We start from the raw sequence: 19,362 nt of genomic DNA on the forward strand, positions 1-19,362 counted from the left end.
CGGTCGTCCGATGTTCGCCGGCCCTTGGGCTGCCGGGCGTCCCGGCGACCCCACGGGACCACGCGGCGCCCGTACGATCCCGCCATGGCCTTCATCGACCGACCTGGAAGCGAAGACTGGACGCCGCCGCGGCGGCCCGACTGCGCGTGTCCGGAGCACGACGACGAGCTGGCCGGCCTGGTGTTGCCGGTCACCGGGCGCGACATGGAGCCACTGACGGTCCGGGACCTCGTCGAGGCGAGCGCGCTCGGCGTCACGCCGGCGCAGTCGCGCGACCGGTGGCTGGAGATCTACGACGAGACGGACAGCGGCCCGGACGTCATCGGCCCGTTCCACTGGGGGCTGTGGCTCGGCGACGAGGCCCGGATGTGCTACGACGACGACGCCGCGCGCACGCTGGACCAGGCGCTGCTGGACCGGCCGGGCATCGAGCGGGTCGAGTGGATGGAGCGCGAGGAGTTCCTGGTCGGCGCGCCCGGCCTCTGCGCCGGCGGGATGCTGGCGGCGATGGCGCGCGCCCTGGCGGACCCGCGCGTCCGCGCCGCGCTCAGCCGGTAGCCCGGGGGCGGCCCGGCCCGGCGGTCGGAACGGCGCCGGGTCGGGGCGTGCCCGGTCAGGCGGCCAGCGCCGCGTACCGGCCGGCGCGGTCGAGCAGGCTCTGGTGGGTGCCGGACTCGACGATCCGGCCGTGGTCGATCACCGCGATCTGGTCGGCGTCGCGGACGGTGGAGAGCCGGTGCGCGATCGTCACCACCGTGCGGCCCTCGGACAGGGCGTCGAAGGCGCGCTGCACGGCGCGTTCGGTCTCGGTGTCCAGCGCGCTGGTCGCCTCGTCCAGCACCAGGATGCGGGGGTCGCGCAGCAGCGTCCGGGCGATGGCCAGGCGCTGCTTCTCGCCGCCGGAGAAGCGGTGGCCGCGGGAGCCGACGACCGTGTCGTACCCGTCGGGGAGGCCGGCGATGAGGTCGTGGATCTGCGCGGCGCGGGCCGCGGCCTCGATCTCGGCGTCGGTGGCGTCCGGCCGGGCGTACCGCAGGTTCTCCCGCACGGTGGTGTGCAGCAGGTAGGTCTCCTGGCTGACCACGCCCACGACGGCGGCCAGGTCGGCCAGGCGCAGGTCGCGCAGGTCGACGCCGTCGATGGTGACCCGGCCGGCGGCCGGGTCGTGGAACCGGGTGATCAGCGCGGCGAGGGTGCTCTTGCCGGAGCCGGTCTCCCCCACCAGCGCCAGGCTGGTGCCGGCCGGGATGTCCAGGCTGACGCCGGCGACGGCGGCGGTGTCGCTGCCCGGGTAGCTGAAGGTGACGTCCTCGAAGCGCAGGTGGCCGCGCACCCGGGCCGGGTCGACGGCGACCGGCCGGGCCGGGTCGTCGACCTCGACGGGCAGGTCCAGGTATTCGAAGATCCGGGCGAAGAGCGCCAGCGAGGCGGTCAGCGAGACGCCCACGTTGAGCAGCCCCATCAGCGGCCGGAACAGCCCGCCCTGGAGGGCGGTGAAGGCGACCAGGGTGCCGATGCTGAGGGTGCCGGCGGTCGCCGGGAGGCCGGCGCTGAGGTAGATGACCGCCGGGATGGCGGCGAAGATGACGCTCATCGCGGCCATCCGCCAGCGGCCGGCCAGCTCGGAGCGGAGCTCCAGGTCGACCAGCCGGGCCGAGGAGGCGGTGAACCGCTCGACCAGCTTCGGCCCGGCGCCGAGGGTCTTGCTGAGCTGCACGCCGCTGATCGACAGCCCCTCCTCGATGGTCACGTTGAGGTCGGCCAGCTCCCGCTGCCGCTGCGCGGTGATCTCGCGGCGCATCCGGGCCACCCGGCGGGTCAGCCAGATCGCCGGGGGCAGCACCACCAGGGACACCAGGGACAGCCGCCAGCTCAGCGCCACCATGGCGACGGCGGTGGCGACCACCGTGGTCAGGTTGGCCGCGATCGAGGTGGCGGTGGAGGTGACGACGGTCTGCATGCCACCGATGTCGTTGGTGATCCGGGACTGCACCTCGCCGGTGCGGGTGCGGGTGAAGAAGGCGATTGACTGGCGGTGCAGGTGTGCGAAGACGTCGGCGCGCAGCCGGTGCATCACCTCCTGCCCGACCCGGGTCGAGATCCAGGTCTGCACGACGCCGAGCACCGAGGTCACCGCCGCGACGGCGACCATGCCGAGGACCAGCCAGACCAGCAGGGTCAGGTCGCGCTCCGGCAGGGCCCGGTCGATCACGGTACGGAGCAGGAACGGCGACGCCATCGCGATGACGGACGACGCCACGATGATCGCCACGACGACGGCCAGCGGCCGGCGGTGGGCGGCGAAGAGCCGGCCGACCCGGCGCAGCGACACCTGCCGGGCCTGCGCCTTCTCGGCGGCGCTGACGGTGTGGGGGCCGCCACCGCGGCCTGCACGGGGTGCTTCCAAGGGACGCTCACTTCCTGTCGACATGCGGAGGTTACCTCATCATGAGGTATCAACAGGAAGAGCTGCTACGGTATTCCGGTGACCGGGGACGACGAGGAGAGCCTGGCCGAGCTGTTCTGGGCGGTGGCCCGCCGGCTGCGCCACCAGTCCCGCCGCACCCTCGAACCGTGGGAGATCAACCCCGGCCACGCCCGGGCCCTGGCCGTGCTGCTGCGGCACGGCCCGCTGCGGCTGAGCACGCTCGCCGAGCACCTGCACATCGCCCCGCGCTCGACCACCGAGGTGGTCGACGGGCTCGAGGAACGCGGCCTCGTCGAGCGCCGGCCCGACCCCGACGACCGGCGCGCCACCCTGGTCGCGCCGACCGCCGAGGGCACCCGGGTCGGCACCGCCATCCGCGCGGCCCGGGACGCCGAGGCGGACCGCTTCTTCGGCGACCTCGGCGCGGCCGACCGGGCCGACCTGGCCCGCATCCTGCGTACGCTGCGCGACTGACCGCCCTCCCCCACCCCCGTCAGGCGTCACGACGACGGCTGGCGAGGATCGCGAGGATCTCCCGACGTACCTCGTCGGTTTCATGCACCAGCCGGCGGTGCGCGAACCGCACCACCAGGATGCCGAGCGTGGCCAACAGCGCGTCCCGCCTCAGGTCGATCTCGCGCTGTCGACGATCGCCGTGCGTGGTGGCGCCGTCGAGCTCGATGTCGACCCGCTCGCGTTCCGCGTAGAGGTCGAGGTAGATGGTGCGTCGCCGGGCTTGGATCCGTACCTGCCGCCGAAAGGCGGGCATGTCTGGGCCGGTGAAGACATGGTCGTGCCCCCAGATCTCCAGTGGGCTGCGGCAGCCGGCGGTGAGCCTCGCGAGCAGCGTCCGCAACTCGGCCCGGCCGGTCAGCTTCGGCACGGTCCCGAGGGCCGCGTCGACCCGCTCGGGCGTGGTCAGCCGCTCGTTGACCGCCCGGATCAGCGGGGCGGGGCGATCGATTGGCGGCAACAGCGGCCACGCGTCCACCAGTGCGCGTTCCAACCGTACGACCGGGAGGCCGCGACGGGTGATCGCGTGCGGCGGCTCGGCCGTGAAACCCTGGCGGTGGTGCACCACGAGATGGGGCCGGGTGCGGAGACCGGAGTCGGCCGGCACGTCCAGGTGCACCGGCTCGCCTGGGGGTTGCCCGCGCAGATCCCACAGGTCGAGGGCGGTGAGGCTGCTCAGCGCACCCCTCCCGTCCGCATAGGCGAGCACGGCGCGCCGAGCCAGCTCGGGACTCAGGCGGGCGAGGAGGGGAAGGTCGGCGTGCGGCCGGGGCGGGACCAGGCGGGTGTGGACGTACACCTCCGGCAGCACGCGGAGCAGCCGGCCGGCGTGGCAGGCGGCCCGCAGCGTCGACTCCGGCACGACCTGGACGGCCAGCCCCCGGGTCACCAGCCTGCCACCGTGGTCCACCAGCAACTGGAGCACACCGTTCACGCCGCAGACCGTCACCCGCGCCGGACCAGTTGGGCAACGTGGCCGCCCGCTCCTGTGGAGGGCCGCGCCCCCTGTGGACACGCCCCGCCGTCCAGCTCGGTCTGCTACGGGGCATACAAGATCCTCTGACGTCGCCGGTGCTTCAACCCGGCGTGTCACGACCCTGGAGTGCAGACGATCATGGAGCGGCCTTTGACCGTCGCGCGTGGGTTGGTGCAGAGCAAGGGGGCGGCGCGGGAGGGGCGGCGCAGGAGGGATAGAGGGGGCGGGGCGGGGGCGGGGTGGGTTAGCGGAGGCTGGCGGCGATGGCGTCGACGAGCAGCGCGCCGACGGTCCGCGTCAGGATGGCCCGGGCCGCCTCGACGTCCAGCCCCATCGCGTCGCGCATCATCGACCAGGCCGCCCAGGTGCTCGCCACGGTCAGCGCGTCGAGCAGCCGCTCGCGCCCCTCCCCCACCTGCGTCAGCTCCGGGCCGAAGACCAGCTCGAGCTCGCCGCGCGCCCGGGCGATGGCGCCCCCACGGTTGCGCCGCAACTGCGGCGAGAACGGCTCGCGCAGCGCCGCGGCGCGGGCCGTGGGCGCCAGCACCTCCAGCATCTCGACGCGCTGGGCGCAGAACTCGGCGATCCGCCGGCCGAGCGGCCACTCCGGCGGAATCGGGCGGAACTGCGCCTCCTGTCGCTCCCGGACCCGCTGCCCGGTCGCGGCGTACAGGGTCTCCATGTCCTTGAAGTTGGTCCACAGGGTGCGCAGCGACACCCCCGCGCGTTCGGCGATGCGCTCCCCGGTGGGCTTGAGGTCCCCCTCGTCGATCAGCGCCAGGTGCGCCTCGACGATGGCGCCGCGGGTGCGCTCCGCGCGCGCGGCCCGCCCGTCCATCCGGGCTGCCGGCGCGTCGGCGTCCACGTCGATCATGTGACGGTCCCCTGTCGGTACGGCCGGCGGTGCCGGAGGAAGCTGAACCGAAAGCGTAACGACGCCCGCCGTGCCCCGGAACCAGCCGCGATCCGCCGGTACCGGGCCGCCACGGCGCCGTGGCGGCCCGGTGCCGGCCGGCCCGCCGACCCGGTGGCCGGCGGTCACGCCGGGTCAGGTCGTCGGGATCGCGTCCGCCGGCGGCGCGGTCGGCGTCCCGCTGAACTCCTTGACCTCGCCGTCACCGTCGTCGGTGGTCCAGGTCGGACCGAAGTAGCTCTGCACGCCGCCCGTGACCTTGTTCATCCGGACGCCGCTGTAGCCGGCGTGCACGTCCGCGCTGTACCGGAACGGGGTGAGGCCCGGCCCGGTGAAGCCGCCCTTGCGCACCGCCTCGACCAGCTTCTCGCGAGTGAGGTCCTTGCCGGCCGTCAGCAGCGCCTGCACGAAGGTGTACGCCATCGAGTAGCCGTAGACGGCGTTGCCGTCGATCGGGTTGGCCGCGTTGTACTGCTGGTGGATCTTCGTGAACGCCTGGATCCACGGGTCGGCCGGGTCGTTCGACATCGGCAGGTAGTTGTCGGCGATCAACCCTTCCAGGATCACCTTCTTGTCGCCGAGCTGCTTGGCGAGCGTGGTGTAGTCCGCGCCCACGTTGGAGACCACCCACTGCGCCTTGAATCCCTGGCCGGCGGCCTGGCCCATGGCCAGGGCGGTGAAGCCGGGGATGCTCGCCGAGATCACCACCTGGCAACCGGCCGCCTTCAGCGCCCCGATCGCCGGGCCGACCTGCTGGTTGGTGGTGGTGTACGTCTGCTTGGCCGCCACCGGTCCGAGGACCTTCTCGACCCCGACGAGGGAGTCGCGGCCGAAGTCGTCGTTCTGCCCGAAGTGGCAGACCTTCGCACCGGGGAACTGCTGCTTCACGAAGGTGGCCAGGATCTTGCCCTCCACCGTGTAGTCGGGTTGCCAGCCGAAGGTGGTCGGGTACTTGTCGGGCTGGTTCCAGTTCCGGCTGCCGGAGGAGACGAAGAGGTCGGGCACCTTCTGGGCCTTCACGAACTCCAGCACGTTGGTGTGGGTGGGGGTGCCGAGCCCGCCGAGGAGCGCGAAGACCTTGTCGTCGAGGACGAGCTTGCGGACCACGTTGTCGGTGTTCGCGGGGTTGTAGCCGTCGTCCATCACCTTGTAGACGATCTTCCGGCCGTTGACCCCGCCCTTGCTGTTGACGTGCTCGAAGTAAGCCTTGGTGGCGGCGGAGATCCGGGAGTAGCCGGGGGCGGCGGGGCCGGTGAGCGGCTGGTGGGTGCCGATCACCACCTCGGTGTCGGTGACGCCCGGGACGTTCTCGGCGGCCTGCTGCTCGTCGTTGGCACAGGCCGAAGCGCCGACCAGCAGCGCGAGGCCGGCGGCGGCCGCGAGTACGCGGCGTGCGGTGGGATGCATGGTTCTCCATTCCGGTGCGACGGGGGCGAACGGGTGGGTGGAACCGGGGTGGGTCAGCGGCGCGCGGCCCGGCGACGTGCCCTGAGACGTGCGGTGAGCGCGCGGGCGGCGCCGTGGAGGCCGCCCGGGGCTGCGAGCATGACGACGATGAGGATCAGACCGAACACGGCGAGGGCGAGGTTGCCCTCCAGCCGCTGGGCCAGGCCCGACGGCAGGGTGAAGGTCTCGGTGATGAGGCTCGGCAGGTCCTGCAGCGCCACCAGCAGGATCGCTCCCCAGACCGCGCCGGCGAGGCTGCCCAGCCCGCCGATCACGATCGCCATCAGCAGGAACAGCGACAGGTCGAGGGAGAACTTGCCCGGCGCTACGGTCGCGGTGAGCACCGCGTACACGCCACCGCCGAGCCCGGCGCAGGCGGCGCTCACCACGAAGGCGAGCACCTGGTTGCGGGCGACGTGGATGCCGGCCAGCCGGGCGGCCACCTCGTCGTCGCGGACGGCGCGCAGCGACCGGCCGAACCGACTGCGCACCAGGTTCGCCATCAGCAGCATCGTGAGCAGCGCGGCGAGCAGCGCGACCCAGGCCAGCCAGCGCTCCGGTTGGAAGTACGCGCCCAGGAACGCCGGCGGCGTCTCCATCGGGAAGCGCAACCCCTGCTCGCCGTTGAACACGTCGGTGAAGATCGTGGTGATCGCCGGGACCAGGGTCGCGACGGCGAGGGTGACGCCGGCCAGGTACGGACCGCGCAGCCGGGCGGCGGCCAGCCCGATGACCAGGCCCGCCGCCGCGGTCACCACGACGGCGAGCAGCAGCGACAGCGGCAGGATCCACCGGCCCTGCACCGCCCGTTCGTCGAAGCCCTGCTGCATCAGGGCGACCGTGTACGCGCCGGTCGCCATCAGCGCCCCGTGCCCGAGGGAGAGCTGGCCGTTGAGCCCGACCAGGACGGTGTAGCCGGCGGTCACGCAGAGGAACGCGCAGACCCGGGCGACCTGGAGGTTCTGGTACGGCGCCAACTGGTTGGTCAGCAGCACGACCGCCGTGCCGGCGAGCACCGCCAGGACCAGGTGGCGCAGCAGCGTCGACCCGCGCGCCCCGGCGGCGCCGGGCGGGCCGGGCAGCAGCCGGCGCAGCGGCGACGGCCGGGTGGGCCGGGGATCCGGGGAGACCTCGGTCGCGGTCACACGTGCCTCGCTCTCACGCTGGAGAAGAGCCCACCGGGGCGGACCAGCAGGACCGCCAGCAGCAGGACGAGGATGGCCAGCGGCGTGGTGTCGGGGCCGAGGTAGCCGGTGACGTACGAAAGGATCAGACCGACCAGCAGGCCACCGACCACGGCGCCGGCCGGGCTGTCCAGGCCGCCGACCACCGCGGCGGTGAACGCGACGACGAAGACCAGGTCCATCGCGTGCGGGTGCAGCCCCAGCCCGGTGGGAACCACCAGCATGCCGGCGAGGGCGCCGACCGCGGCGGCCAGCGCCCAGCCCACCGTCAGCATCCGACCGACGTTGACGCCGAGCAGCCGGGACACCTCGGGCGCGAAGGCGGACGCCCGCATCCGCAGGCCGATCGGCGTCCGGGTGAAGAGCAGCCCGAGCGACACCACGACCGCCAGGACCGCGCCGAGGACCCACAGGTCGTAAGGGGACATCGCGGCGACCCCGCCGACGGAGAGCGCGTCGGTGTCGAACGGCGCGGCCGCCGGCCGGTACTCGTTGCCGAAGACCATCCCGAGCACCGCCTGGATCAGCAGCACCAGGCCGAGGGCGACGATGACGTCGTTGAGCGGGTTGGCGTGACCGACGAAGCGCATCAGCACCCGCTCGACCAGCGCGCCCAACGCGAGGCCGGCGAGGACGGCGGCGCCGAGGCCGAGCCAGTACGAGCCGGTGACGGAGACGACGGCGTAGCCGACGTAGGCCGTCGCCACCGCCATCGCGCCCTGCGCGAAGTTGACCAGACGGGCCGCCCGCCAGATGAGCACCAGGGCGAGGGCGAACGCCGCGTAGACGGCGCCGGTGGCGAGTCCGTCGAAGGTGAGGAACAAGAACCGGTCCAAGCGCGGATCCTTCCTGCGTGGCGGGCGGTCAGAACCCGAGGTAGGCGTGCCGGAGGGTGGCGTCGTCGCGTAGCTGCGCCGCCGGGGTGGCCATCACGACCCGCCCGAGGGACATCACCACGCCCTGGTCGGCGACGGAGAGGGCGCTGCGCACGTTCTGCTCGACGAGCAGGACAGTCAGGCCGCCGCTGTCGCAGAGCTGGCGCAGCAGCGCCATGATCTGCGCGGCCACCCGGGGGGCGAGCCCGAGCGAGGGCTCGTCGAGCAGGAGCAGCCGGGGGCGCGCGATCAGCGCCCGCCCGATGGCGAGCATCTGCCGTTCCCCGCCGGAGAGCTGGTGGCCGGCGTGCCGCCGGCGCCGGGCCAGCGGCTCGAAGAGCTGGTACACCTCATCCTGCGCCCGGCGGGCGTCGGCCCGGTCCCGGCGCCACAGGCCGCCGAGGCGCAGGTTCTCCTCGACGGTCAGCTCGGCGACGATGCCACGCCCCTCGGGCACGTGCGCCAGGCCGCGCCGCACCAGGCGTTCCACCCGTACGCCGCGCAGGTCCGCGCCGTCGTAGCGGACCCGCCCGCCGGTGGGTCGGAGCAGGCCGGAGAGGGTGCGCAGCAAGGTGGTCTTGCCCGCGCCGTTGGCGCCGAGCAGGGCGGCGACGGTCCCGGCGGGCACGCTGAGCGTGACGTCGCGCAGCACCGGGACCGGGCCGTAGCCGGAGCTGAGTGCCTCCACCTCCAGCAGGGCGCTCACGAGGAGGCCCCCGCGCCCGGCGCCGCGGCCCCGGCCGGGACGTCGGCGCCGAGGTACGCCTCGGTCACCAGCGGGTCGTCCCGCACCTGCTCGGGTGTGCCGGCGGCGATGACCCGGCCGAAGTCGAGCACCACGATCTCGTGGCAGACGGACATCACCAGGTCCATGTGGTGCTCGACGAGCATGATCGAGCAGGCCCCGCCCGCCCGGCCGGGCAGCGCCGTGACGAGCTCGCCCAGCTCGGTGATGTCCTCGGCGCTCAGGCCGCCGGCCGGCTCGTCGAGCAGCAGCAGGCGGGGCCGGGCGATCAGCGCTCGGGCGAGGGCGACCCGCTTGCGGACGGCGTACGGCAGGGCGGCGGGGGCCGCCGCGGCGTGCTCCGCGACGCCCAGCTCGGCCAGCAGGTCGTGGGCCACGTCCCGCAGCCGCCGCTCGTCGCGGTCGCTGCGCGGCAGGCCGAACAGGGCGGCGGCGAAGCCGGCCCGGGCGGCGTGGCTGGCGCCGGCCATCACGTTCTCGACGACGCTGAGACCCGGGAAGAGGCCGACGCCCTGGAGCGTACGGGCGATGCCGAGGCGGGTGAGCCGGTGCGGGCGCGGCCGGAACGGCCGGCCGTCGAGGGTGAGCGCACCGCTGGTCGGCGGGACGAACCCGCAGACCACGTTGAACAGGGTGGTCTTGCCGGCGCCGTTGGGGCCGATCACGCCGACGATCCGGCCGGGCGGCACCCGCAGGGAGACGTCGTCGAGGGCGACCAGCCCGCCGAAGCGCACGCCGACGTGCTGAAGGGCCAGATCGATTCCGTCGGTGGGTGGAGGGCTCATCTTCACCTCTTGCAAAGACGCGGCGACGGGGGATGCGCTGGGCGGCTCGGGCGAAGCATGGGGCTGGTTATTACACCGGGAGTGTAACTTTCGAGCGGAGCTCGTCAATGCTGCGTTACGACGCTGTGACGTCGGCGTGCCCTGCCGGGACGCTCGCACCCCGCCGGCCGGTGACCACAGCGCGTGGCGATGTGACCCTCGGTGGCTACCGGGGTACCGGTGGTCAGCCCACGCCCTGACTCGTTACGTCGCCTCGCCGCCGGCCTTTAGAACGCGGGCGAGCGCTCGCTGGCCGCCATCGAGGACTTCTGGTGCTCGTGCCTGGAGTGCCTGCACGATGCGTTCGAGGCGGCGTTGCAGCGCGCCGCGCGTCGCGTCACGGGGCAGCCGCAGGAGTCCGTGCAGCTCGGGAATGAGGTTTTCGACAGGCATGGGGCGCGCTCCGACGACGTGCACCCACACCGCCAACTCGCGTTCCAACCAGTCCGCCGCCACCGCGATAGTGACAGTCTCGCTGGCCACGACGACGTCAGCGCCTCGCCAGGCATCCAGGTGCGGCTCACATACCCGAACGCCGAATCCATCCAGGACCGCGAACGCCGTGACAGTCGCGTTCCAGAGCCGCTGGCCCTGGTGGTTACCGACGTCCGCCACGCCTGTCATCGTGTCGTAGCTTCGCCACCAGGAACGACCTCACATGCCGTTGGCAGCGCAGCCGAGACGACCAAATCTGCCGAGCTGAGTGCGTTGGCGTTCAGCGCGAGTAGTGGGAGTTCTCCCGGCTGCGATCGTCGGTTCTGACAACTGCGAATCCGGCCAGCTGATCCACGCAGTTTGCGCCGAACTGTTCGATCGTGGCCAGCCGGACCGTTCGTGCAAGGCAGCGTGGAGTGCGGTACGTCGAGCACTCGGCTGCCGCCGGTCGCGCGGTCATGCCGATGACAGTGCGCTTCCCGATTGCCTCATACTGCTTCGGAATGAGTAGCGGGGCAAGCTATGTCCAGCGTGTTCAGCGCTCGGTCAGAGCAGTCACGGCTTCCTGGGACAGCTGCCGATCGCTGTAGAGCAGTCGAACGGCCGAGGCGTCGGGATTCCCCGCGTCCGCGCCGCGCCAGGCCAGCCTGAGCCCGGTACGCTCGACAACCCGCCGAGACCGTTCGTTGCCCTCCAACAGGTAAGCGGTCATTGGCAGGTCGGCGCGAAGAACTCGCGCCGCCGTCGTCGCTGCTGCGCTGATCTCTTGCGCATAGCCCTGTCCCCAGAACCCTGGAAGAAGGCGGAAGCCGAGATTCCACGCGACGCCGTAGCGGACGAAGCAGCCCCCAATGCCGACGAAGGTGTTGTCCGCACCGTAAGCGGTCCACATTCCCAGGCCATCACGCCGCCAAGCCGCACACCAGTTATCGACCATCCTGTCGGTCTGCTCGATCGTATCGTGGCGACTCAGCGGGTCGGGCCCCCACACTCGTGGGTCGGCGTACAGCACGAACAGCTCCGGTACGTCCGCCCGCCTCGGCTTTCGAAGGATCAAGCGGTCAGTCGCGACGGCATCAGCCGCACCCTCGGGATCAGACATGCGCTCATCGTGAGCCAAGCGAGGAGGCATTCCAAGCCATATACCGGGCCCCGTCCGGCGCCTGCGTCCTCACTTACCCGGCCGCGACCGAACTCTCCTGTCGCCGTCCGGGCGTTACTTGGGCGTCGCCTATGTGGCCTGTTTTCGTTAGACGTGTTCCGTGTCCGCTGGATACTGTCGCGCGGTGGCGCAGACCATGCGGTACCGCTATGTCGGTCCGGCGGAGCTACGCGATCAGGTGGTCGCGGTGGACGCTGTTGCCGCCATCGATACGCCTGCCTCGCTCGACGCCCGGCTCGCCAGGCGGGACCGCGGGGACCTCGTCGAACCCCTTACGTTCGTCGTTGCTCTTGACGGCATGCTCAGGCTGGCGCCCCGTCGCAGTGAACACGTCGCTCTCGCGGGCGGGACGGACGTCCTCGCCGCCGGGGAGATGACGTTCGCTTCTGCCGAGACCGGCTGGTGCGTGGCCGAGGTGACCAATCAGTCGACCGGATACTGCCCTGATCCGGACTCCTGGCCTGCCGTGGCTGGGGCGCTCGACCACGTGGGCGTACGCCATCCCGGCAACTTCACCGACAAGGTTGTCTTCCGTCGTTGTCCCACCTGCATCGAGCGCAACATCGTGCGGGACGACGACTTCACCTGCGCCCTCTGCAACAGCGCCCTGCCCGCGCGGTGGAACTTCATGACGGACTGATCAACACCAACCGGCAACATCCGGATTTGCCGCCGATCGCGCGCCCGTCAGGCACTGCGGTGACGCTCGAGGGGCAGTCTTGCCAAAGTCAGTGCACTATGCGGGCCTGTCCACCCCGGCGGCGCTGGGTGCGGCATAGTGTCGGATCATGGATCTACCCGAGGACCTGGTCGACCTGCTCCATAGGCCCAGCATCTGCTTCATCACGACGCTCATGCCCGATGGGTCACCTCAGATCAGCGAGACCTGGGTGGACACCGACGGCAAGCACATCGTCATCAACACCGTTCAGGGTTTTCAGAAGGTGCGCAACGTCGTACGCGACCCGCGCGTCGCGGTAGCGATCGCCGACCCGGAGGACCCGAGTCGCTACATCGCGGTACGCGGCCGGGTCCTCGACCTGACCGAGCACGGCGCCGTCGAGCACATCGACCGCCTGTCCCAGAAGTACCTCGGCCGCCCCTATCCGTGGTTCGGTGGCCGTGATCAGACTCGCGTGATCATGACGATTGAGGCGGAGAAGATCAGTTCTCCGGGTTGACCGTCCGGGACAGCGCTCCGCGGGGTACGACCATCGTCTTGCCAATGCAGGTGGCGCACTCAACTGCCGCGGACCGCGCTCCCGGCTGCCCGGCGGTAGCCGCTCACCTCCAATGTCGGGCGCGTCGCTTGGGTGCGGCTGAGGCGGTTCCGATGCTCATCGAGACCGGCCGGTCTTGTCGCGGAGGCGGCACGAGGTGCAACGGCAGGAGGTCGAGCGGGATGAAGCCGGCCACGATTCGTGTTCGGCCAGGCCGGTCAGGCGAAATCGGCCGCCGTCATGCCGGCCGGATGATCGGGTGGCCATTGCACGAGCTCGATCCTGTAGCCGTCGGGATCGGTGAGCCATGACGTCCGCATCCCCGGCCCCAGCTCCGTCGGCGGCTCGGCCATGACGCCCCTGGTTGCCAGATCGGCGATCGTGGCGCTGAGGTCGTCCACCTGGACGACGAGGTGGTTGACGGCGCCGATGTCCTCAACCGGTCTCGCGGGGTCGTACACGAGCTCGAGACTGGCGAACGGATCGTCGGGAAGCTGAAGCATGGTCAGGCTGCCGAACTCTGTCTCGGGGACACCGCCGATCCTGGCGTACCCGACCGCTGTGTAGAAGGCGAGCGAGCGCTCCAGGTTGGTGACCCGCAGCCCGAGGTGCAACATGCGCATGCTCGGCAGATTAGTGCCATCCGGGCGAGGGGGACGACACCTCCGCCAGCGGGCCTGGCGGCTGCGAGCAGATGCGAGCACAGCAAGCCGCCGTGATCACGTGCACTGTCATGTCAGCCGCTGTGAATGTCGTACGGCTGGCTCGCCGGGAGTAGGAGTGGGCCTGTCGCGTTCAGGCGCCGGGTCACCGAGGACGTGCCTAGCAAGGTAGATGATGGCGGTGTGGACATTGTCAGCTTCGGCTCAGACAAGCCCCGGCGGCCGCTACCGCGGTGGCTGGTCGTGATCGGGGTTGTCTTGTCGTCTGCCGCTGTTCTCGCTGTGACCGTCGTTGACTCCGGCGATAGTGGGGTGCGGCGGGTGACCATTGTGAGCCCGAGCCCCAGCCCGAGCCCGGTGCCGGTGGACACCTCAGCGGGCCCGGCGTGCGTGCCGGTCGGTTGGGCCCAGAGCCCTGCGGCGGTGGACCCGGTGGCCGGCCTGCTCATCGCTCGGGTCTCGGCCGGGCGCGGTTCAACGCTGGAGAGCTGTGACCGCACGGCGGTGAATGACCCGTGGACTCTGGTTGTGCGTCGACCAGACGGCTCACTCGGGAGAAACGGGGCGGTTGTGACGTTTCCGGTTGGCGCCCCGAGGGTGGGCCGCAGCGTCGATGTGGGCGGGGTGATCGGCAGGGCGGAAGGCGGTACGGTCATTTGGCCGGTTGCCGAGGCCTACGCTCGAATCCGTGGTGACCTGAGCGAGGTCGAGCTGATTGCCATCGCTGCCCGCACCACCGTCGTGGCCGGCCGGCCCATCATGCACCAACCAGTCGGGTATGTGGTGTTGTCTAGGGGTCCGTACCGGCCGCCCACCATCCACGAGATCCGCTACGGCAGCGCTGAGGTTGGAGAGCAAGAGGCGCTCGGCAGCGGTCTGACCTTCACCGGGGTGACCAGCGGCGGCGGGTTCGAAGATCAGCTCTACGCCGCGCGAGCCGACGACGGAGGGCTGGTCCACGGTAGACCGGCTGTCGTCTCGCACATATCCGGCGGCAACGCCACGCTCGCCTGGGAGCCAGCACAGGGGATCGTGGCCTACGTCGGCTACAGCGGCTCGCAGCTGGACAAGGAGGCGATAGCAGCCCTTCGTCGGTTGGCCGAACGAGCCCGCGCCCTCACAAGTAGCGAGTGGCGGGCCACCAACCCGCAGATCATCGACCAGATCAACGAACCCGGCTGACCAAGCATGTGGCATGCGCCGGCGAGCTGGCCAAACGACGGGATCCTCCGACGTCCGCAATTGCCGCCGACTGAGCATGGCCTCTTCCGTCGACGAGCCCGACCCCGGTGCCACCCCCCAAACGGGGGATTTGGGCGGGTCGCGGCGGTTAGCGGGTCGCGGCGGCTACCCGTAGCCCCAGGGCGATGAGCACGGTGCCGCTGACCGCTTCCAGTCGACGGCGGATCACCGGTCTGCGGAACCACGCGCCCGCTCGCCCGACCACGGCCGCCAGACCGAGGTACAGGACGATCTCGACAGTTACCTGGAGCAGTGCAAGGAGGGCGGTGGTCGCGAACAACGGCCGGTCGGCCGGCACGAACTGGGGGTAGAACGCGATCATGAACACGGCGGCCTTCGGGTTGGCGAGCATCACCAACGCACCCTCGCCGAAGGGCTTCCACCAGCCCCGCTTCGGGTTGGACAGCAGGTTCTCGGTCGGCTCCTGGACCGACCCCAGCTTCCGGCTCTGCCAGGCGGTCCGCCACGCCTTGACTCCTAGATAGATCAGGAATCCCGCGCCGATCACCCGGAGGACAATGAAGGCTGCTTCCGAAGCGGCAACCATGGCTGCCAGACCTGCGGCGGCGAACAACGCCCAGAGGTAGAGACCGGCCTCCAGTCCCAGTACGGTCGGCACCGCTCCGGCGAATCCGCGCAGCGCGGCCCGACGCATGATCAGCGCCATCGCAGGACCTGGAGATGCCGAGATCAGCACAACGGCAACAACGAAGGCAGGTAGCGAGGCGACGAGATCCATTAGTGGATCATTCCGGCTGGCGCCGCCCCGCTCAACCCCTCTCCCAAGCCAGCCGACTACCGCTGAGGACCAGGGCGCGGGCGAAGAAGACCACGTTCGAGGCGCGCTCGGCGAGCCGGCGCATCGGGTAGTCGTAGCAGTCGCTGTCGTAGGGCAGGTAGGTCCGGAAACTTTGGCCCTGGCCGCGGCCGGCCGGGCCCGCTCCTCTGGGCGACTGCCGTAGGGCATCTGGAACTCGAACTCGTCCAATGAGCGGTCGAACCAGCCGGCGGAGGTCATCCTAAAGGTCAGGAAATGCACTGCCTACCCTGCCCAGGCTGCCCCACGTCGACGTCCGCACATGCCGCTTTTTCCGCGCGCCTGCCGGTGCCGGCATGGTGATTCGCGGTTACCGGCGGTGAGACACTGCTCGGATGGAGGGCTCAGCTGAGTGGGCGCGGTCCGACGCGTGGGTCCTGGCCGCCATCATGGTGCTCGACGGAGATGAGGGTTCCTCCCTCACTGAGGTGGTCGCCGCCGGGGACGCCATCAACCACGCGATCCTGTTGGAGAACGAGATTGAGCAAGCCGTGCGTCGGCTGCGGGGCGTCGATCTCATCTCGACATCGCAGCGGCGGTTCTTCCTGACCGACTCGGGCCGGACCATGGCGGCCAGGAGGCGCGGCGGCATGATCGGCCAGGTCGACCACCTCCTGACAACGCTGCGACGGTTGCCGGTGCGGGAGCAGGAGTGGCATCTGGAGCCGGGTGAGCTGCGGGAAGCGGTCGATGGGTGGCACCGGCGCGCCGAGGCGATCGCGAAGGGCGGTCGCAGACGAAGGTCCGCCACCGGATGACCCGGTTCTAATGGTCCGGCCCGGCTGGTGCGGATGCTGTGCGGCTGACGTCGTCGGGTCGGTCAGCGCAGCGAGACGATGGCGTCGACGTCCACCCCGGGATCGCCCGCTCGTTCCCGCCACCGAGATGACGACGGTGTGGGTGCCGGTCGACGCCGACGAGTACGCGTAGACCACCGTCGCCGGCTGGACCGTCGCGGCGTACAGGTCCACCGTCGCCACCGCGGTTCCGTCGACGTACACGATCGCCCTGCCGCGGCCGGGGCCGCGACCCCACCGACGGCGCGGGTGCTGGCGGTGAACGTCGCGCGGGCGCCGGCCCGGGTGGAGTACCGGACGTGGCCGCCGCAGGCGCCGGTCAGCGCCGTCCGGGTCCAGGTCCCGGACCAGGTCAGCGAGGTGGAGGTCTTTGGTGGAGGGCCGGTGTCAGCACCGGGCCGTACTGCCAGCCGCTTCACAGGCCGGCGTGGTCGCTCGACCGGGCCCGGAAGCGGTAGGTGTGACCGGGAGCCAATGTCCGGACGACGGTGGTGGTGAGGGTCGCCGGGAGGGAGATGCTCGTCCATGTTCCGCCGTTCAGGCTCTGCTTGCCGCCGCGGCACGAAGGCGGGGCCAATCCAGACAACAGCCAGGTCAGAGCCGCGTTGAGAAGATATCGAGCGCCACGAGAACCTGGTCGCCGGCGAGCTGCGGCGTCCTCGTCACCGCAACCCTGCCGACCACGGTTATTGCACTCGCTGTGCAGGGTTCGTGCCGCGTGGCTGCGGCGCCAACCGGTCCGGACCCTGCTGACCGGTGGCGACCTGGCTCACCCGGGCAGCTCCCCCTTCAGCTCCCGCTTGAGGAGCTTGCCGGTCGGTCCCTTCGGCAGTTCCGCGACGATGCGGACCTGCCGCGGGTACTTGTACGCCGCGAGCCGCTCCCTGCAGTACGCCACGAGGTCGTCGGGCGTCACCTCGGCGTCCGGCTTGACGCTGAGCACCGCCACGACCTCCTCGCCCAGCTTCTCGTCGGGGCGGCCGATCACCGCGGCCTCGACCACGGCCGGATGGGCGTACAGCACCTCCTCGATCTCCCGCGGATAGACGTTGAACCCGCCCCGGATGATCATGTCCTTCTTCCGGTCGACGATGAACAGGTAGCCGTCGGCATCGGCGTACGCCAGGTCCCCGGTGTGGAACCAGCCGCCGCGGAATGCCTCGGCCGTCGCCTCCGGGTTCTTGTAGTAGCCCTTCATGACGTTGTGGCCGCGCACCACGATCTCGCCGACGTGCTCGGGCCCGGGTGGGAGCGGGCGGTCGAGGTCGTCCACGATCCGGGTCTCCACCCCCCAGATCGGCTTGCCGATCGAGAGCACCTTGCGCTGCTCGGCGCTGATGTTGAAGGTCGTGGTGCTGGCCGTCTCCGACAGCCCGTACCCCTCGAGGATCACCACGCCGGGGAACTTCTCCTCGAAGGCCCGGATCACCTCGCCGGGGATCGCCGCGCCACCGGAGACACCGACCCGCAGCGAGGAGAGGTCCCGACCGGTGAGGTCGGCCTGGATCAGCGCGAAGTACATGGTCGGGACGCCGGAGAAGATCGTGCAGCGGTGCCGCTCGATGGCCTCGACGACCGGCTCCACCTCGAAGCGCGGCACGAGCACGATGGTGCCGCCGTAGCGGACGGCGACGTTGAGCACGCTGGAGAGCCCGAACACGTGGAACAGCGGCAGGACGGCCAGGCCGATGTCGTCGTCGGCGAAGCCGAACAGGTCGCCGCCGACCGTGCAGTTCATGTAGAGCTGGAAGTGGGTCAACTCGGCGCCCTTGGGCCGGCCGGTGGTGCCGCTGGTGTAGAGCAGCACCGCGGTGTCGTCGGCGTTCGTCGGCGTGATCTCGGCGCTGTCCTCGGCGGCGTACAACTCGTCGTAGTGTCGGGTGCCCTCGGGCCGCCGGTCGCTGCCCGGCAGGTTCACCACGTACGTCGTCACGCTGTCGACCTCGGCCGCCCCCTTGGCCGCCTCCGCCGCGAACAGCTCGAAGGTGATGAAGACCTTCGTGTCGGAGTCCGCCAGGTGGTAGGCCACCTCGCCGGCGCGCAGCAGCGGGTTGAGCGGCACCATGACCAGGCCCGCCTTGAGGATGGCGAAGTAGGTGAAAAGGAACTGCGGCAGGTTGGGCAGTTGCACGGCCACCTTGTCGCCGCGCCGCAGCCCGAGCCCCAGCAGAGCCGCCGCGACCCGCCCGGACATCTCGTCGACCTGGGCGTAGGTGAAGGTCAGGTCGTTGAGGTGGCACAACGGTTTGTCGGGGTGCTCCCGGCGGGGCTCCCGGAGGATGGTGGCGAGGTTGAAGCTCATGCGGCACCTCCTGTGCGGCGGGTGGCTCCCGGTCCGGGCACCGGCCGACCGGGGGTGGGGGGTCACGGCATGACGAGGCCGCCGTCGACGGGCACGGTCGCTCCGGTCACGTACGACGAGGCGTCGCTGACCAACCAGATCAGCGTGGCGGCGAGCTCCTCGTGCTCGCCGAGGCGGCCGGCCGGCGCCAGCGCCTTGACCATCTCGAAGGTGCCCGGCTCCAGCTGGTCGCTCATCTCCGACTGGAAGAAGCCGGGGGCGATGCAGTTGACCCGGATGCCCTTGCGGCCGGTCCACTGGGCGGCCAGGTCGCGGGTCAGGCCGATGACGCCGGCCTTGCTGGAGGCGTACGCGGCCTGCGGGATGCCGCCGGGGCGCAGGCCGATGACGCTGGAGATGTTGACGATCGCCCCGCCGTTGGTGGCGGCCCGGGCGAAGGCCTGCGCCATCCAGTAGCTGCCCATCAGGTTGACGTCGACGACGGCGCGGAACTGGTCCGGCGTCTCCCGGGTCGCGGGAACGGCGGTGCCGACCCCCGCGTTGTTGACCAGCACGTCCACCCGCCCGAAGTGCTCGACGGCGGTGGCGATCAGCGCTTCGCAGTCCTCGGGCCGGCTGACGTCGGTGGCGCGGGCCGCGTACCGGCGGCCGGCCGCCTCGACCAGCGCGCCCGTCTCCGGCAGTCGCTCGGCCCGGCGGGCGCCGAGCACCACGTCGGCGCCGGCCTCGGCGAGCGCGCGGGCGAACGACACCCCCAGGCCGGAGGAGGCGCCGGTCACCACGGCGACCTTCCCGTCGAGGCGGAACCGGTCCATCACGCT

At 71.1% G+C, this 19,362-nt stretch carries 20 protein-coding genes; 6 read left to right on the top strand and 14 right to left on the bottom strand.

The window, feature by feature from the left end; all coding sequences use genetic code 11:
* Window positions 1-84 precede the first annotated feature (84 nt).
* Window positions 85-558, top strand: coding sequence for a hypothetical protein (locus EV384_RS25950; RefSeq protein ID WP_130337311.1), 474 nt, complete (start codon window positions 85-87; stop codon window positions 556-558).
* 55 nt (window positions 559-613) lie between these two features.
* On the opposite strand, the gene EV384_RS25955 is transcribed toward EV384_RS25950, so the two are convergent.
* Window positions 614-2,407: an ABC transporter ATP-binding protein gene (locus EV384_RS25955; protein WP_479724760.1), complete on the bottom strand. Its 1,794-nt coding sequence runs from the start codon at window positions 2,405-2,407 to the stop codon at window positions 614-616.
* A gap of 78 nt (window positions 2,408-2,485) precedes the next feature.
* Between EV384_RS25955 and EV384_RS25960 the strand changes: the two genes are divergently transcribed.
* The gene (locus EV384_RS25960; protein WP_130337315.1) at window positions 2,486-2,902 is read left to right on the top strand and encodes a MarR family winged helix-turn-helix transcriptional regulator; all 417 of its coding nucleotides are present in this window, start codon (window positions 2,486-2,488) and stop codon (window positions 2,900-2,902) included.
* A gap of 19 nt (window positions 2,903-2,921) precedes the next feature.
* Here the strand turns inward: EV384_RS25960 and EV384_RS25965 are convergent, their stop codons facing one another.
* The 9 genes from EV384_RS25965 to EV384_RS26005 all read right to left on the bottom strand — a co-directional run bounded on the left by EV384_RS25965 (window position 2,922) and on the right by EV384_RS26005 (window position 11,441).
* Window positions 2,922-3,875 carry a DUF559 domain-containing protein gene (locus tag EV384_RS25965; protein ID WP_130337317.1) on the bottom strand — a complete coding sequence of 318 codons (954 nt, stop codon included), beginning with the start codon at window positions 3,873-3,875 and terminating at the stop codon, window positions 2,922-2,924.
* A 286-nt stretch (window positions 3,876-4,161) separates the two neighbouring features.
* Complete coding sequence (locus EV384_RS25970; protein ID WP_130337319.1) at window positions 4,162-4,791, bottom strand: TetR/AcrR family transcriptional regulator; 630 nt, start codon at window positions 4,789-4,791, stop codon at window positions 4,162-4,164.
* A 174-nt stretch (window positions 4,792-4,965) separates the two neighbouring features.
* On the bottom strand, window positions 4,966-6,237 hold the full coding sequence (locus EV384_RS25975) for an ABC transporter substrate-binding protein (protein WP_130337321.1): 1,272 nt from the start codon (window positions 6,235-6,237) through the stop codon (window positions 4,966-4,968).
* A gap of 53 nt (window positions 6,238-6,290) precedes the next feature.
* Window positions 6,291-7,421, bottom strand: a complete 1,131-nt coding sequence (locus EV384_RS25980; RefSeq protein ID WP_130337323.1) for a branched-chain amino acid ABC transporter permease — start codon at window positions 7,419-7,421, stop codon at window positions 6,291-6,293.
* Window positions 7,418-8,296 carry a branched-chain amino acid ABC transporter permease gene (locus EV384_RS25985; protein ID WP_130337325.1) on the bottom strand — a complete coding sequence of 293 codons (879 nt, stop codon included), beginning with the start codon at window positions 8,294-8,296 and terminating at the stop codon, window positions 7,418-7,420. The genes EV384_RS25980 and EV384_RS25985 overlap by 4 nt, the downstream gene beginning before the upstream one ends.
* Before the next feature lie 28 nt (window positions 8,297-8,324).
* A complete protein-coding gene (locus EV384_RS25990) occupies window positions 8,325-9,041 on the bottom strand; it encodes an ABC transporter ATP-binding protein (protein ID WP_130337327.1) in 717 nt (238 codons plus the stop codon).
* On the bottom strand, window positions 9,038-9,865 hold the full coding sequence (locus tag EV384_RS25995) for an ABC transporter ATP-binding protein (RefSeq protein ID WP_130337329.1): 828 nt from the start codon (window positions 9,863-9,865) through the stop codon (window positions 9,038-9,040). The genes EV384_RS25990 and EV384_RS25995 overlap by 4 nt, the downstream gene beginning before the upstream one ends.
* Window positions 9,866-10,108: 243 nt before the next feature.
* Window positions 10,109-10,519, bottom strand: a complete 411-nt coding sequence (locus tag EV384_RS26000) for a hypothetical protein (RefSeq protein WP_130337331.1) — start codon at window positions 10,517-10,519, stop codon at window positions 10,109-10,111.
* 355 nt (window positions 10,520-10,874) lie between these two features.
* Window positions 10,875-11,441: a GNAT family N-acetyltransferase gene (locus tag EV384_RS26005; RefSeq protein ID WP_130337333.1), complete on the bottom strand. Its 567-nt coding sequence runs from the start codon at window positions 11,439-11,441 to the stop codon at window positions 10,875-10,877.
* A 184-nt stretch (window positions 11,442-11,625) separates the two neighbouring features.
* On the opposite strand from EV384_RS26005, the gene EV384_RS26010 reads away from it, so the two are divergent.
* Both EV384_RS26010 and EV384_RS26015 read left to right on the top strand, forming a co-directional pair.
* Complete coding sequence (locus EV384_RS26010) at window positions 11,626-12,141, top strand: hypothetical protein (protein ID WP_242624295.1); 516 nt, start codon at window positions 11,626-11,628, stop codon at window positions 12,139-12,141.
* A 148-nt stretch (window positions 12,142-12,289) separates the two neighbouring features.
* Window positions 12,290-12,682: a PPOX class F420-dependent oxidoreductase gene (locus EV384_RS26015; protein WP_130337335.1), complete on the top strand. Its 393-nt coding sequence runs from the start codon at window positions 12,290-12,292 to the stop codon at window positions 12,680-12,682.
* A 257-nt stretch (window positions 12,683-12,939) separates the two neighbouring features.
* Here EV384_RS26015 and EV384_RS26020 read toward each other — a convergent pair whose 3' ends face one another.
* Window positions 12,940-13,344 carry a VOC family protein gene (locus EV384_RS26020; protein WP_130337337.1) on the bottom strand — a complete coding sequence of 135 codons (405 nt, stop codon included), beginning with the start codon at window positions 13,342-13,344 and terminating at the stop codon, window positions 12,940-12,942.
* Between the two features lie 471 nt (window positions 13,345-13,815).
* On the opposite strand from EV384_RS26020, the gene EV384_RS26025 reads away from it, so the two are divergent.
* Window positions 13,816-14,565, top strand: coding sequence for a hypothetical protein (locus EV384_RS26025; RefSeq protein WP_130337339.1), 750 nt, complete (start codon window positions 13,816-13,818; stop codon window positions 14,563-14,565).
* 148 nt (window positions 14,566-14,713) lie between these two features.
* Here the strand turns inward: EV384_RS26025 and EV384_RS26030 are convergent, their stop codons facing one another.
* Complete coding sequence (locus EV384_RS26030; protein ID WP_130337341.1) at window positions 14,714-15,364, bottom strand: LysE family translocator; 651 nt, start codon at window positions 15,362-15,364, stop codon at window positions 14,714-14,716.
* Window positions 15,365-15,777: 413 nt separating this feature from the next.
* On the opposite strand from EV384_RS26030, the gene EV384_RS26035 reads away from it, so the two are divergent.
* Window positions 15,778-16,200: a hypothetical protein gene (locus tag EV384_RS26035; RefSeq protein WP_130337343.1), complete on the top strand. Its 423-nt coding sequence runs from the start codon at window positions 15,778-15,780 to the stop codon at window positions 16,198-16,200.
* Between the two features lie 808 nt (window positions 16,201-17,008).
* Here the strand turns inward: EV384_RS26035 and EV384_RS26040 are convergent.
* A complete protein-coding gene (locus EV384_RS26040; RefSeq protein WP_130337345.1) occupies window positions 17,009-18,541 on the bottom strand; it encodes a long-chain-fatty-acid--CoA ligase in 1,533 nt (510 codons plus the stop codon).
* A gap of 62 nt (window positions 18,542-18,603) precedes the next feature.
* Window positions 18,604-19,356 carry an SDR family NAD(P)-dependent oxidoreductase gene (locus tag EV384_RS26045; RefSeq protein WP_242624531.1) on the bottom strand — a complete coding sequence of 251 codons (753 nt, stop codon included), beginning with the start codon at window positions 19,354-19,356 and terminating at the stop codon, window positions 18,604-18,606.
* Window positions 19,357-19,362: the final 6 nt, after the last annotated feature.

It is taken from the genome of Micromonospora kangleipakensis (genome assembly GCF_004217615.1).
Taxonomy (GTDB): Bacteria; Actinomycetota; Actinomycetes; order Mycobacteriales; family Micromonosporaceae; genus Micromonospora; species Micromonospora kangleipakensis.